Consider the following 12,596-nt stretch of genomic DNA (forward strand, 5'->3'; position numbering starts at 1 on the left):
ATGAACGCAAGGTTTTACAAAACATCGGTATTGGTACTCCGGCTACCAGATCCGCAATAATAGAAACCCTGTTTACCCGCAACTATATCCAACGAGAAAAAAAATCCCTAATCCCTACCGAAAAGGGATTGCAGGTGTACGAATTGGTCAAAGATCGTAAAATTGCGGATGTGGCAATGACCGCCGAATGGGAATTGGCTTTGCAAAAAATCGAAAATAACGAAGCCGATGCAGGGGCATTTCAAAATAGATAGAGGTTTTGTATAAAGGCTGTGTTTCAATCAGTTGCCAGGTATTGTTTTTGAATTCTATCTGAGAGATTCTGCTGGCAGAAAGGATCATAATGATACAGTAAAAAAACTGTATAAAAGATTTTTTCAGATTCGAAAAATTTTCCGTTACAATATTGACTTCTTTTGCAGTAGTTTGGTACACGTCTTCTGAAAAAATACCTGTAATAAACAAAATCAAAGGCAAAAAGACAGATAAGATTAAGGCAGTGGTAAGAATATTCGTATTCTTTAACTTAATACCTTCTGTGCGATACGCATTAAAAAAATTAGATATTCTATTCATTTGTCTTTTGTGTTATATTCATAAACCAGTCTTCAAGACCTCCTTTTTTGATCAACGCGTAAATGGGGATGTTGTTTTCTGTAAAATTCTTCACCAATAGTGGAATTTCTTCAGTGTTGTTCAACGCTATTTCCAGCGTTTTAGCATCTGCCATACGTACTTGTGGATACAGCTGCGAAACGACTGATAAGTAGGCTGACGCATCTTTTACCGAAATGTGTAAAAGTATTTGCGAATTGACGCTTGAAAGTTCCTGTATGGCACCTTCAAAACGAAGTTTACCCTGATGAATAATACCAACATGTGTACAGGTTTTTTCTACTTCTGCGAGCAAATGACTGGAAATAAAAATAGTTATGCCTTTGGTTGTATTAATACGCTTCAGCAATTCCCGAATCTCAACAATTCCTTGCGGATCCAGACCATTTACCGGTTCATCCAGAATCAGCAATTCAGGTTCGTTAAGCAGTGCCATTCCAATCGCCAGACGCTGTTTCATACCCAGCGAATATTGCTTTGCTTTTTGCTTCTGAAATTTTTTGAGATCTACTAATTCCAGAATTTCCTGAATTTTAGCTTCATCGATTTTTTGAATGGCCGCTATGATTCTCAGATTATCTGCTCCGGACAGGTGTAGGTAAAGGGTAGGGGTTTCAATAATAGAACCTATTTTGGAAAAAACAGAAGGCAATTGCTGGTGCAGCGGTTTTCCAAACAACTCAATAGATGGCTGCTGTTCATTGATAAGTCCTGTGATGAGGCGCATGGTAGTGGATTTTCCGGCACCATTGGGACCTAAAAAGCCGTATATACTGCCTTTGGGTACGTTTAGGGAAAGGTTTTCAATAATCTTTCTTTGCCTGTTGAATTGAAAATTAAGATTATTGGTTCTGATAATGTACTCTGACATAATGTTTTTGCCTAAAAATAGGAAAAAATAGGCACATTTAAAAATAGAGCAAAAAAAAGCAATCTTTTCAGATTGCTTTTGTGGGAAGAGCAGGATTCGAACCTGCGAAGGTTTCCCAACGGATTTACAGTCCGTCCTCGTTGGCCGCTTGAGTATCTTCCCTTACCGTGCGGTGGCGGAGAAAGAGGGATTCGAACCCCCGGACCTGTTACAGTCAACAGTTTTCAAGACTGCCGCATTCGACCACTCTGCCATTTCTCCAATTGGTCTCGCAATCGTTGTGTTTACTTCCGTATTGCGAGTGCAAATATAGAACGTTTTTCCGTATCTGCAAATACTTTTTTTAAATCGTATGCTAATATTTTACCGTTGATTTTATAACTTGTTTTAGAACAATTATTTAAAGTCTTAAAAAAAATAAAAAAAAATTAAAATTTATTTTCCACTTCGGCTGCCTGAAGCATAAAATAGTGCAGATCGGTATTTTTTATAAAGGGTTTATGCATCTCCTGTCCCGGACCGTACATGGCTATTTCCACATAATCGGCAGAGTGATCCATAGAGATCCATCCGATAGAATTATATTTTTTCTGAATCTCTGCAAATGTATGGTAAGGCAGTTTTTTATAATTATACAACCCGTTTTCCTCTTTTTCTATACTGCTGTAATACGATTGTATCTTTTGGGCTTCAACAGCATCAATAGTGATTCCGATACTGGCTTTAATATAATCTATAACCTCCTTTTCAGAAGTTTGGCTGCTGAAGGCATTCAGGAGCTTCTCGTTGGTTTGCGAATAGTGAGCCAAACTGTCAAAATGATCATTGGCATATTTGCCATAAATAAGTCCCGGATTGGCATTTCCGTGGTCTGTAGTAATGATAACGAGCGTTTCTTTATCTTGCTTGGCAAATTCGATAGCCGTTTTGATAGCGTCGTCAAACTGCAGCTGTTCGTGAATCAGTCCGGCTACATCATTGGCATGAGCGGCCCAGTCTACCTTTCCGGATTCTACCTGTAAAACAAAACCCTGCGGATGTTTTTTCATTTGTTCAATAGCTACAGCGGTCATTTCTGCCAGTGTAGGAATTGTTTCTGATAAAACTGCATCGTTTTTGCGGTCAATAGCATACGGTAGCGCATCATCATAAAAAACACCCAATAAAGGCTTATTGTCTTTTTGTTGTAATAATTCCTTTTTCGTCTTGGCGATACGGTATCCTTTTTGCGCAAATTTTCCGTACATATCTGCTCCGTCTTTGCGAAGCGATGCATCAAAGTACTGATTGCCGCCTCCGAGTAATACATCATATCCGATACGCAGATACTCTTCTGCAATTTTTGCCTGATCGTTTCTGCTTTTCAGGCTTACTGTAAATCCAGCTGGAGTCGCATGTGTAATAGGGACCGTAGTAACACATCCGGCTTTCTTGCCTGCTTTTTTAAATTTTTGCCATATCGGCATATATTCCTCTCCGTTTTCTCCTATATTAATAGAACCGTTTTTTACACGGTGACCGCCACCCCATGAAGAGCTCGCAGCAGAAGAATCAGTTACTATAGAGGAGGCAGAAGCCATATCCATAAGTCCTCTTGAGACACTATTGTCAAGATATAACTGCAGCCAGTTAGAAGTTTTTCCGAGAATACGGTCACTGTAGAGGTTCGCTAAATTGAGCGTACCGCTGCTCATACCATCACTCACCATCATGATAATGTTTTTGGCTTTTTTACCCTTAAACTCCTCTGTAGAAGTTAAAGGAGCTGCAATACCATTCAAAGGATGTATCAGAGCACCTCCGATAGTGGCCAAGGTACCCGCTCTAAAAAATTTACGTCTGTCCATTCCAATAAAATTTATCAAACTTACGGGTTATGATCCGAAAATTCTCTTTTTTCAAAATTAACTCATTGTTAAAAAAATAGTGGAATTATACTTCCACTATTTTTTGGTTATGCAGAATGTCTTTAAACGTTTCGCGTTTTCGGATCAGATGCGTTTCATTATTGTACACCAGAACTTCAGCGGGCTTGTATCTGGAATTATAATTAGAAGCCATGGAGAAGCAATAGGCTCCCGCATTTTTAAAACATAAAATATCACCTTCTTTGATTTCGGCAATTTTACGGTTATTGGCAAAGGTATCCGTTTCGCAGATATAGCCCACAACAGAGTAAAACCGTTCTTTACCGCTGCTGTTGGAAAGGTTGATGATATGGTGATAGGAATTGTAGAGCATAGGGCGGATCAGGTGGTTAAATCCTGAATCGATCTGTGCAAATACCGTTGAGGTAGTTTGTTTGACAACATTTACCTTAGTCAGAAAATAACCGGCTTCACTGACCAAAAACTTTCCGGGTTCAAAAACCAGTGTCAGATCTTTTCCGTACTCTTCACAAAAAGCATTGAATCTTACGGTGAGTTTTTCACCGAGTTCATCGATATCCGTTTCAAGGTCACCAGCTTTATACGGTACTTTAAAACCGCTTCCGAAATCAATAAAATCAAGGTTTTTGAATTGTTTTGCAGTCTCAAAAAGGATTTCTGAAGCATATAAAAACACTTCGATATCCAGAATATCTGAGCCCGTGTGCATGTGAATACCGTTTACATGCATTTTTGTGTTTTCAATAATGCGCAGAATGTGTGGGGTCTGGTGAATTGAAATACCGAATTTACTGTCGATATGTCCCACTGAAATATTACTGTTTCCGCCTGCCATTACATGCGGATTAATGCGGATACACACGGGTGTATTCGGATGTTTTGCTCCGAATTGTTCCAGAATGGATAAATTGTCAATATTAATATGTACACCAAGACGTGCAGCTTCTTCAATTTCTTCCATAGAAACACCGTTAGGGGTGTACATAATTTCCGAAGGTTCAAAACCGGCTTCCAGTCCCAGTAATACTTCTTGTATGGAAACGGTGTCCAGGCCGCTTCCCTTCTTCTTCAGTAACTTTAAAATAGAAATATTAGACAAAGCCTTCACCGCATAATTAATCTTAAGCTGTTTGACTCCTGAAAAAGCATTTGACAGTTTCGCAAATTGTGCTTCAATTTTATTTCCGTCATACACATAGGTCGGACAACCGTATTGTTCGGAAATCTGTAATAAAATAGTCTGTTCCATTTTTTTGTTAAAAAGAAAATTAAGAGGTAAAGTTATCATTATTTCAGTAAAATATCGAAACGATTCTTGATTTTTGAGTAATTAATTTCCATTTTATTGAAAAAAAAGAAATCATGGTTTCCTGTTGAGAACGCATCCTGATAAATAATAGTGGCAGTGAGAGCAAAACGGTTCAAAAGCGGGTAAATACTTTTTTTGTTAGTTATTTAAAAACATTTTTCTATTTTTGTGTGACTATATTTAAAAGCAAAAGATAAACATCATGAATTTACACGAATATCAAGGTAAACAAATATTAGCGAGCTATGGCGTACGTATTCAACGCGGTCATGTGGCTAATACTGCCGATGAAGCTGTAGAAGCTGCAAAAAAATTAACTGAAGAAACCGGAACCGGCTGGCATGTGATCAAAGCTCAGATTCACGCAGGTGGAAGAGGTAAAGGTGGAGGTGTTAAGTTGGCTAAAAACTTAGATCAGGTAAAAGAAATTGCAGGACAAATCATCGGTATGGATTTGATTACCCCTCAGACTCCTCCTCAGGGAAAAAGAGTTCATAAAGTTTTAGTTGCTGAAGATGTATATTATCCTGGTGACAGTGAAACTTCAGAATTTTATATGTCTGTATTATTAGACCGTTCAAAAGGTAGAAACATGATCATGTATTCTACTGAAGGAGGTATGGACATTGAAGAAGTAGCAGAAAAAACGCCTCATCTTATCTTTACAGAAGAAATAGATCCTGCTGTAGGGTTACAAGGTTTCCAGGCAAGAGCAATTGCTTTCAACTTAGGATTGTCAGGAAATGCTTTTAAAGAAATGGTGAAATTTGTAGATGCATTATACAAAGCGTATGTTGGATCAGATTCTTCAATGTTTGAAATCAACCCGGTATTAAAAACATCTGATGATAAAATCATTGCAGTAGATGCAAAAGTAACTTTAGATGAGAATGCCTTATACCGTCATGCAGATTATCTTGAAATGAGAGATATCTCTGAAGAAAATCCGATTGAAGTAGAAGCAAAAGCAGTAGGTCTAAACTATGTAGATTTAGACGGAACGGTAGGATGTATGGTAAACGGTGCCGGATTGGCAATGGCTACTATGGATTTGATTAAGTATGCTGGTTTTGAGCCTGCGAACTTCCTTGACGTAGGAGGTACAGCAGATGCAAAACGTGTAGAAACGGCTTTCCGTATCATCTTAAAAGATCCAAACGTAAAAGCGATTCTAATCAATATTTTCGGAGGAATCGTTCGTTGTGACCGTGTTGCTCAGGGAATCGTTGATGCGTACAAAAATATGGGTGATGAAATTAAAGTGCCTATCATTGTTCGTTTACAGGGAACCAATGCAGAAATTGCAAAAGAATTAATCGATGCATCAGGTATGCCTATATTGTCAGCTGTTCAATTCCAGGAAGCTGCTGATCAGGTAAAAGCTGCCTTGTCATAAGTATCGTATTTAATCTTATTTATATATAATTAAAACCTGGGCGGAAACGTTCAGGTTTTTTTATGGATATAGGTTTTCTTTTATACCAAGAAACAGAGTGTTTTACAGCTCTTACTGCACACTGCTCATTAATTTTAGCAAAAAAATAACGTAATAACCTCAGGGTGTTTTAATGCATAAGCTGTAAATTTACTATTCATTTGTCCTGATACTTACTATGAACCATTCCGCATATCCGGGTATTTTGTCAGCTGCTGCTGTTTTGTACACTATTGCCGTACAGCAAAGCCTTACTGTACATTCGTTTTACGGAATCGATCACTGGCAGTTATTTTTCTTCGGATTATTTCATTACCAATAGAGGCATCGTTTAGAAAAAAGATTCACGATAATACCTATTTTAAACAGATAGGTAACGACATTTTTTTAACGATAAATCAACTACATTGCAAACACAGGAATTAAACAAAAAATTACTTTTTTTGATGGCTTTGACAACGGGACTCGTTGTGGCCAATAATTATTACAATCAGCCTTTACTGGGTATTATGGCGCGTTCACTTCAGGTATCTGAAATGGAAATCAGCAGCATTCCCATGCTTACACAAATCGGATATGCTGTAGGTTTATTTCTAATTGTGCCATTGGGAGATATGCTGCGCAGAAAAAAGATGATCCTTATTGACTTTGTTTTCATCATAGCAGCGTTATTAGCGGTAGCTTCAGCTACTTCTCCATTGCAACTCAAAATCGCAAGTTTTTTTGTGGGACTTACTTCTGTGGTTCCACAGATTATGGTACCTATGGCAGCGCAACTTGCCTCCGATGAAAAACGCGGAGCGGCTATAGGCACAGTGATGACCGGAATGTTTATCGGTATTCTGGGATCCCGTACTGTAAGCGGTCTTGTAGGGGCTCATTTCAGCTGGCAGACCATGTATTGGGCAGCTGCGGCAATCATGCTACTGCTCGCATTATTACTGCTGGCATTTTTACCCGAAATAAAACCGGATTTCAAAGGAACCTATAACCAGCTCATCCGATCTATTGTAGAACAGTTCAGAACCCGTCCGTCACTGAGATGGGCAAGTCTGCGCGGTGCATTTGATTTTGCGAGTTTCAGCGTTTTCTGGACTACTCTGGTGTTCTTATTAGAGTCTCCTGCCTTTAATCTCGGAAGCGATGTGGCGGGTTCTTTCGGGTTGGTGGGTATTGCCGGGGCTTTGATGGCTACTGTAGTTGGGAAACTCAGCGACCGTATGGATAAAAATAAAATCATCATCGGAAGTATTGCAGTCATCATGCTGTCCTGGGTACTCATCGGTTTTGCACACAGCAGCCTTATCGGACTCATCATCGGAGCTCTGTTTCTCGATTTAGGAATACAGTCTGTTCATATTACCAATCAGACTGTTATTTTTGAAGGAAATCCTTCTGCCAGAAACAGAATCAATACCGTATATATGGTGTTTTATTTCATCGGTGGCTCATTCGGAACATTTGTAGGCGGTATATTCTGGGAGCATTTCAGATGGACAGGCGTGTGCATTGCCGGAATATTTTTCTCCGTCTGCATTTTGCTTATACATTGGCTGTCAACCCGAAAAAGGATATAATAGAATAAAACAACAACTATAAAACCAACAAATCATGAAAAAAAAGAAAATAGGTACAACTGAGCTTGAAGTTGCTCCTTTGAATTTTGGAGGAAACGTCTTTGGGTGGACCCTTGATGAAAAGCAATCTTTTGATATACTGGACGCCTTTACTGCAGCCGGATACAATTTTATTGATACGGCAGATACATATTCCTGGTGGGTAAACGGAAAAGGAGGACAGTCGGAAGAAATAATCGGCAACTGGCTCAAAGCGCGTAACAACCGCCATGAAATTGTTTTGGCGACCAAAGTAGGATCTGAAACCAAAGAACACGGATTTGATATCAGTAAAAAGCATATTTTAAAATCCGTTGACGAATCGCTGCAGCGTTTAAAAACGGATCATATCGATTTGTATTATACGCATTTTGATGATGAAAAAACGCCGGTAGAGGAAACTCTTGAAGCCTATGATCAAATCATCAAGGCTGGTAAAGTACGCTATATTGCGGCTTCCAATGTTGCTCCGCAGCGCCTGATAGCATCATTTGAGGCGGCAGAACAATACGGACTTCCAAAATATCAGGCACTACAGCCGCATTACAATCTGGTAGAACGTACAAAATTTGAAACGCAGTATGCTGCGCTTGCAGAACAATACGGACTCAGTGTGTTTACATACTGGTCACTGGCCTCTGGTTTTTTAACCGGAAAATACCGCTCGGAAGATGATTTTGGCAAAAGTCCGAGAGGAGCAGGAGCTCAGCAGTATTTAAATGAAAAAGGCAGAGCCGTACTGGCAGCATTAGATCGGGTTGCCGCCAAACATATGAGCAATCCGGCAACGGTATCTTTGGCGTGGTTGCTGGCACAGCCGCTTGTAACCGCTCCTATTGTAAGTGCTACAAATAAACAGCAACTCGCGGCACTATTTGAAGCTCCTTTACTCACTCTTGATGCCGAAGATCTTTCGCTTTTAGATCGCGCAAGTAAGTAATCTGACAGAGGCAGCCACTGGCTGTCTCTTGTATTTGGTAAACAAAAAAAAGCAGCTTTAAATTTTTTTTGTATCTTAATAAATCAGAAAAACGGCTTATTTTTCGTCTTAAATACCTTAAAAAATATGAAAATAAATTTTTTAATACTTATAGCATCCCTATTTATGAATTCAGCAATGCACGCACAATCGTTACAAAAAGTAGTCTATACAGACGGTTCTCAGCAGCTCAATGGCTGGGTTACCGCCAATAAGGGAATGGCAAAACCCGGAGTACTCATTCTTCCCGCATGGATGGGAGCAGATGATGAAGCCAGACAGGCAGCTTCCGATTTGGAAAAACAGGGATATATCGCTTTTATCGCAGATATTTACGGAGAAGGCAACGTACCTCAAAACAGTGAGCAGGCTTCTAAAATAGCCACGCACTACAAAACGGATTTTAAGGCATATCAACACCGTATTGCACTGGCATTGGAACAATTGAAAAAAGCAGGTGCGCAGACAGACCGTCTGGCAGTAATCGGTTATTGTTTCGGTGGAACAGGAGCGCTTGAAGCTGCGCGTGCCCAATTGCCGGTTCAGGGAGTGGTTTCGATACATGGAGGGCTTGCGAAAGGCACGCGACCGGATGAAAAATTCAGTACGCGTATTCTGGTACTGCACGGAGCTGATGATGCTTCGGTATCGGAAACGGACATTCGTAATTTTACTCAGGAAGTCAACCATTCTAAAGCCGACTGGCAAATGATATACTATGCCAACAGCAAACATACCTTTACCAATCCTGCTTCGGCAGATTATAATAAGTTGATGTCGCAAAGAGCGTGGAAGCATACCCTGCTGTTTCTCGAAGAAATTCTAAAATAAAAAAACCGTTACTCAGTAACGGTTTTTTTTTATCTCCTTCCACGCCTTTAAAACCTTGCGTTTTTGTCATAAAAAGCCGTTACAATGCTGTAACAATTTAAAAAAATAGTGTTTTATATTTTGTTTTTTAATATAAATTAATCATTTTTACAAAATATTAACGTAAAGGCAGTTTCCTTCTACCGCTGCCTTAGTTTTTTACGAAACACGATGAAAAAAACACTGCTATGCCTGTTTACAGGCTTTGCGCTGCTCTCTGCTCATGCGCAAAAAGTCGTATGGGAAAAAACCCTTGGCGGCAAACACTCCGAGTATTTATTTGATATGGTGCCTACCGTAGATTATGGTTTTCTCTTAGCGGGGAGTTCCTTTTCGGACAAAACAGGCTCTAAAACCAGCGATGGCCAGGGCAATCTGGACTACTGGCTCTGGAAGATGGACAAAGACGGAGAAGAAGAATGGCAAAAAAGCTTTGGTGCTTCGGGTATGGACCTGTTGCAATGCCTGATTCCTACGGGAGATGCGGGTTACCTGCTTGGCGGTACTTCCAACTCCCCAAAAGACGGCCATAAAACAGAAGCTTCCCGTGGTAAAAACGACCTGTGGCTCATAAAGATTAATGCAGCCGGAGCAGAAGAATGGCAAAAGACCCTGGGAGGCTCGGGAGATGACCGACTGGTGACGATCAAACGCCTGTCAGACGGTGGTTATATCATCGGAGCCAACACCAACTCCCCGGTATCCGGAGAAAAAAGCCAGCAGCACCTTGGCGGACTTGATTTATGGATACTGCGATTAGACAAAAAAGGCAAGCTGCTTTGGGAAAAAACCTTTGGTGGTATCTATAACGATGAAGTCAAAACCATAGTACCGACAAAAGACGGTTTTATCATCGGTGCACAATCCAACTCCCCGATCGGCGCCAACAAAGCCGTGGACACCAACGGTGGTTATGACATCTGGCTGTTGACTTTGGATCACAACGGCAACCTGTTGCAGCAACACAGCTATGGCGGAACGGCAGACGATTTTCTGACCGATCTGCTGCCTGTAGAAAACGGGTATCTTCTGGCAGGAACGAGCAGTTCCGAAAGCAGCGGTACTAAAACTGTATCGGCAGAAACACAAAACGATTTCTGGACGGTACAACTCGATGCGAAAATGCAGCCGACAGACCAGAAAACCTATGACTTTAAAGGCGATGATGTACTGACCTCCGTACTATTAGACAGTGATCAAAACCTGTTGCTTTCGGGTTATACGATACATCCCAAAACCCATAAAAAGAGCTATGTTTCGATCCATATCAATGCCCAAGGCGAAAAGATATGGGAAAAAGAACTCTCTACAGACGGAGACGATCTGCTGCGTAAAGCGATCATCACGCGCGATGGCGGTTATGTCTTTGCTGGAAACTCCACGGGGAAAACCTCTGCGCTTAAAAAGGGCTATCAGGGCAGAAACGACTACTGGATTGTAAAGCTCAACACCAAAGAAAAAAACAAAACTCCGGAGATACAGATCGAAGCCTTTCCGAACCCAACTGAAGGGTTTACCAATGTGGTGATCAACCATGAATACGAAGAAGGGCAGATGATTTTATCAGATCTGAGTGGCAAAGTACTGCATACGGCGCCTTTGCAATACGATATGATTGCAGTAGATCTGAGCGCCTATCCTCAGGGAGTTTACATCATCAACATCAAAACCAACGTCATCAATCGTTCGGTTAAAGTCATTAAAAAATAAAACAATATGAAACAGAACTACTTACTCATTTTATTGCTGCTGGTACTACCTTCGCCGTTTTTTGCTCAGGAAATCGTATTGCCATCCTCTAACTATTCGTCCGAATACCAGACCTCTATGATCACCGGAAGCCAGAACATCAGCATTCCGCTGTTTGATCTGGAAACGGCAAATGCAGATTTACGGCTCAATACCCAACTCAATTACAGCTCTACCGTGATGGGCATGAGCAATATATACAGTTTTAAAAAGCTTTTTTAATCCGGGTTGGGATTTAAACATCATCCCTGCCATCAATAAAAGCATTTTAGATACTCAAAAAAGAGCCATTGACGACGAACTCTATTTCAATGCTCCCAATCCGTATAACGATCCTTCAGAACGTCCTACTCGTGAATATCCGAACATATACAGTTTTGACGCTTTTGGACTGAGTGGCAAGTTTTATTTTGAATACGTAAACGGAACCCTACAGATCCGAAAAATATACACCTCTGATTATGCAGACATCACCGCTGATTTTACTTTTCAGGACCTTAATGCGAGCTATAATTATCAGTTTTCGGTACATTCTTTTGAAATTACCGACAAAAACGGTTTTGTATATGTGTTTTCAGAACAGCAGCAATCGGGCTTATTTTTTTCCGATAATAATAATTTTTACTTCCAGATGCAGAGTAAATACCATCCGTACAAAAAATCTTTTTTGATCAGTCAGGTAAAAGACCGTTACGGAAATATACTGCTGCAATACCATTACGGTTCGTATGCGGATACGATAACACAGTCTGGAAAAACCTTTACATTTGACCAGAAATACCTTAGTGAAATAGAAATCATACGGGTCGGATCTGTCCATCTGCAAATGAATCTGAACCCGGGAATCAACCGTTATCGCCAATACACAGGCATTCAGGTAAAAAATACATTTAACCAGATCATTCACAACATAAGTCTGACCAACAACCAGGTTATTTTTAACAATACAGATGCTACAAAGACTTACCGGTATGAATTTTCATCAAATTTTACCTCTTTGCGAATCAAATACCCTACAGGGGGCAGCACCTTGTTTGAGTATGAACCCAACCGCTATTCCTATTACAATTTTGGAGCCCAACTTATAGAAGCTTCAGGACAGGATTTTACAGATGATCCGCTCAACTTTGACCTGGTACCGATTCCCTACACCTTAGAGCCGCAAAACGAACGCTACCGATTTACGTGCACTGCGCAGGATCTGGAGCGCTCCATTTATCTCAAGTACAGTAGTGCTCTTTTACCGGGTATGGATCCGGGCAA

General features: G+C 40.4%; 14 protein-coding genes and 2 tRNA genes. 9 read left to right on the forward strand and 7 right to left on the reverse strand.

Annotated elements, in window-relative coordinates; translation table 11 throughout:
- Positions 1-254: DNA topoisomerase (locus QW060_RS21325; RefSeq protein WP_290365103.1), on the forward strand; the 254-nt coding region annotated here is incomplete at its 5' end.
- Here QW060_RS21325 and QW060_RS21330 read toward each other — a convergent pair.
- From QW060_RS21330 to QW060_RS21360, 7 genes are all read right to left on the reverse strand, one after another.
- Positions 148-576: an ABC transporter permease gene (locus tag QW060_RS21330; RefSeq protein ID WP_290365104.1), complete on the reverse strand. Its 429-nt coding sequence runs from the start codon at positions 574-576 to the stop codon at positions 148-150. The two genes, QW060_RS21325 and QW060_RS21330, sit on opposite strands and share 107 nt — an antisense overlap.
- Entirely contained in the window at positions 569-1,486 is a 918-nt protein-coding gene (locus QW060_RS21335) for an ABC transporter ATP-binding protein (RefSeq protein ID WP_290362275.1), read from the reverse strand. The genes QW060_RS21330 and QW060_RS21335 overlap by 8 nt, the downstream gene beginning before the upstream one ends.
- 81 nt (positions 1,487-1,567) lie before the next feature.
- Positions 1,568-1,648 (reverse strand) — tRNA-Tyr (locus tag QW060_RS21340).
- Positions 1,649-1,659: 11 nt separating this feature from the next.
- Positions 1,660-1,747, reverse strand: a tRNA-Ser gene (locus tag QW060_RS21345).
- Positions 1,748-1,914: 167 nt separating this feature from the next.
- A complete protein-coding gene (locus QW060_RS21350) occupies positions 1,915-3,333 on the reverse strand; it encodes an alkaline phosphatase (protein ID WP_290362276.1) in 1,419 nt (472 codons plus the stop codon).
- 85 nt (positions 3,334-3,418) lie between these two features.
- Positions 3,419-4,624 carry a diaminopimelate decarboxylase gene (gene lysA, locus QW060_RS21355; protein ID WP_290362277.1) on the reverse strand — a complete coding sequence of 402 codons (1,206 nt, stop codon included), beginning with the start codon at positions 4,622-4,624 and terminating at the stop codon, positions 3,419-3,421.
- 38 nt (positions 4,625-4,662) lie between these two features.
- On the reverse strand, positions 4,663-4,800 hold the full coding sequence (locus tag QW060_RS21360; protein WP_290362278.1) for a hypothetical protein: 138 nt from the start codon (positions 4,798-4,800) through the stop codon (positions 4,663-4,665).
- An 86-nt stretch (positions 4,801-4,886) separates the two neighbouring features.
- On the opposite strand from QW060_RS21360, the gene sucC reads away from it, so the two are divergent.
- The 8 genes from sucC to QW060_RS21400 all read left to right on the forward strand — a co-directional run.
- Entirely contained in the window at positions 4,887-6,080 is a 1,194-nt protein-coding gene (sucC, locus tag QW060_RS21365) for an ADP-forming succinate--CoA ligase subunit beta (RefSeq protein ID WP_290362279.1), read from the forward strand.
- A 217-nt stretch (positions 6,081-6,297) separates the two neighbouring features.
- Positions 6,298-6,441, forward strand: a complete 144-nt coding sequence (locus tag QW060_RS21370) for a hypothetical protein (protein ID WP_290362280.1) — start codon at positions 6,298-6,300, stop codon at positions 6,439-6,441.
- A gap of 124 nt (positions 6,442-6,565) precedes the next feature.
- Entirely contained in the window at positions 6,566-7,696 is a 1,131-nt protein-coding gene (locus QW060_RS21375; protein WP_290364679.1) for an MFS transporter, read from the forward strand.
- Between the two features lie 34 nt (positions 7,697-7,730).
- Positions 7,731-8,675 carry an aldo/keto reductase gene (locus tag QW060_RS21380; RefSeq protein WP_290362281.1) on the forward strand — a complete coding sequence of 315 codons (945 nt, stop codon included), beginning with the start codon at positions 7,731-7,733 and terminating at the stop codon, positions 8,673-8,675.
- A 126-nt stretch (positions 8,676-8,801) separates the two neighbouring features.
- The gene (locus QW060_RS21385) at positions 8,802-9,545 is read left to right on the forward strand and encodes a dienelactone hydrolase family protein (RefSeq protein WP_290362282.1); all 744 of its coding nucleotides are present in this window, start codon (positions 8,802-8,804) and stop codon (positions 9,543-9,545) included.
- A 210-nt stretch (positions 9,546-9,755) separates the two neighbouring features.
- The gene (locus QW060_RS21390) at positions 9,756-11,294 is read left to right on the forward strand and encodes a T9SS type A sorting domain-containing protein (protein WP_290362283.1); all 1,539 of its coding nucleotides are present in this window, start codon (positions 9,756-9,758) and stop codon (positions 11,292-11,294) included.
- Positions 11,295-11,300: 6 nt separating this feature from the next.
- Positions 11,301-11,555 (forward strand): hypothetical protein, encoded by a 255-nt coding sequence (locus tag QW060_RS21395; RefSeq protein ID WP_290365105.1) that lies wholly within the window; start codon positions 11,301-11,303, stop codon positions 11,553-11,555.
- A 346-nt stretch (positions 11,556-11,901) separates the two neighbouring features.
- On the forward strand, positions 11,902-12,596 hold a 695-nt coding region (locus QW060_RS21400), incomplete at its 3' end, for a hypothetical protein (RefSeq protein ID WP_290365106.1).

The organism is Paenimyroides ceti, from assembly GCF_030409925.1.

Excerpts from the sequence above, each read along its gene's own strand:
- QW060_RS21350 (WP_290362276.1), bottom strand. The coding sequence starts at position 3,333 with ATGGACAGACGTAAATTTTTTAGAGCGGGTACCTTGGCCACTATCGGA.
- QW060_RS21330 (WP_290365104.1), bottom strand. The coding sequence starts at position 576 with ATGAATAGAATATCTAATTTTTTTAATGCGTATCGCACAGAAGGTATT.
- lysA (WP_290362277.1), bottom strand. The coding sequence starts at position 4,624 with ATGGAACAGACTATTTTATTACAGATTTCCGAACAATACGGTTGTCCG.
- QW060_RS21395 (WP_290365105.1), top strand. The coding sequence starts at position 11,301 with ATGAAACAGAACTACTTACTCATTTTATTGCTGCTGGTACTACCTTCG.
- QW060_RS21385 (WP_290362282.1), top strand. The coding sequence starts at position 8,802 with ATGAAAATAAATTTTTTAATACTTATAGCATCCCTATTTATGAATTCA.
- QW060_RS21335 (WP_290362275.1), bottom strand. The coding sequence starts at position 1,486 with ATGTCAGAGTACATTATCAGAACCAATAATCTTAATTTTCAATTCAAC.
- QW060_RS21370 (WP_290362280.1), top strand. The coding sequence starts at position 6,298 with ATGAACCATTCCGCATATCCGGGTATTTTGTCAGCTGCTGCTGTTTTG.
- QW060_RS21380 (WP_290362281.1), top strand. The coding sequence starts at position 7,731 with ATGAAAAAAAAGAAAATAGGTACAACTGAGCTTGAAGTTGCTCCTTTG.
- QW060_RS21375 (WP_290364679.1), top strand. The coding sequence starts at position 6,566 with ATGGCTTTGACAACGGGACTCGTTGTGGCCAATAATTATTACAATCAG.
- sucC (WP_290362279.1), top strand. The coding sequence starts at position 4,887 with ATGAATTTACACGAATATCAAGGTAAACAAATATTAGCGAGCTATGGC.
- QW060_RS21390 (WP_290362283.1), top strand. The coding sequence starts at position 9,756 with ATGAAAAAAACACTGCTATGCCTGTTTACAGGCTTTGCGCTGCTCTCT.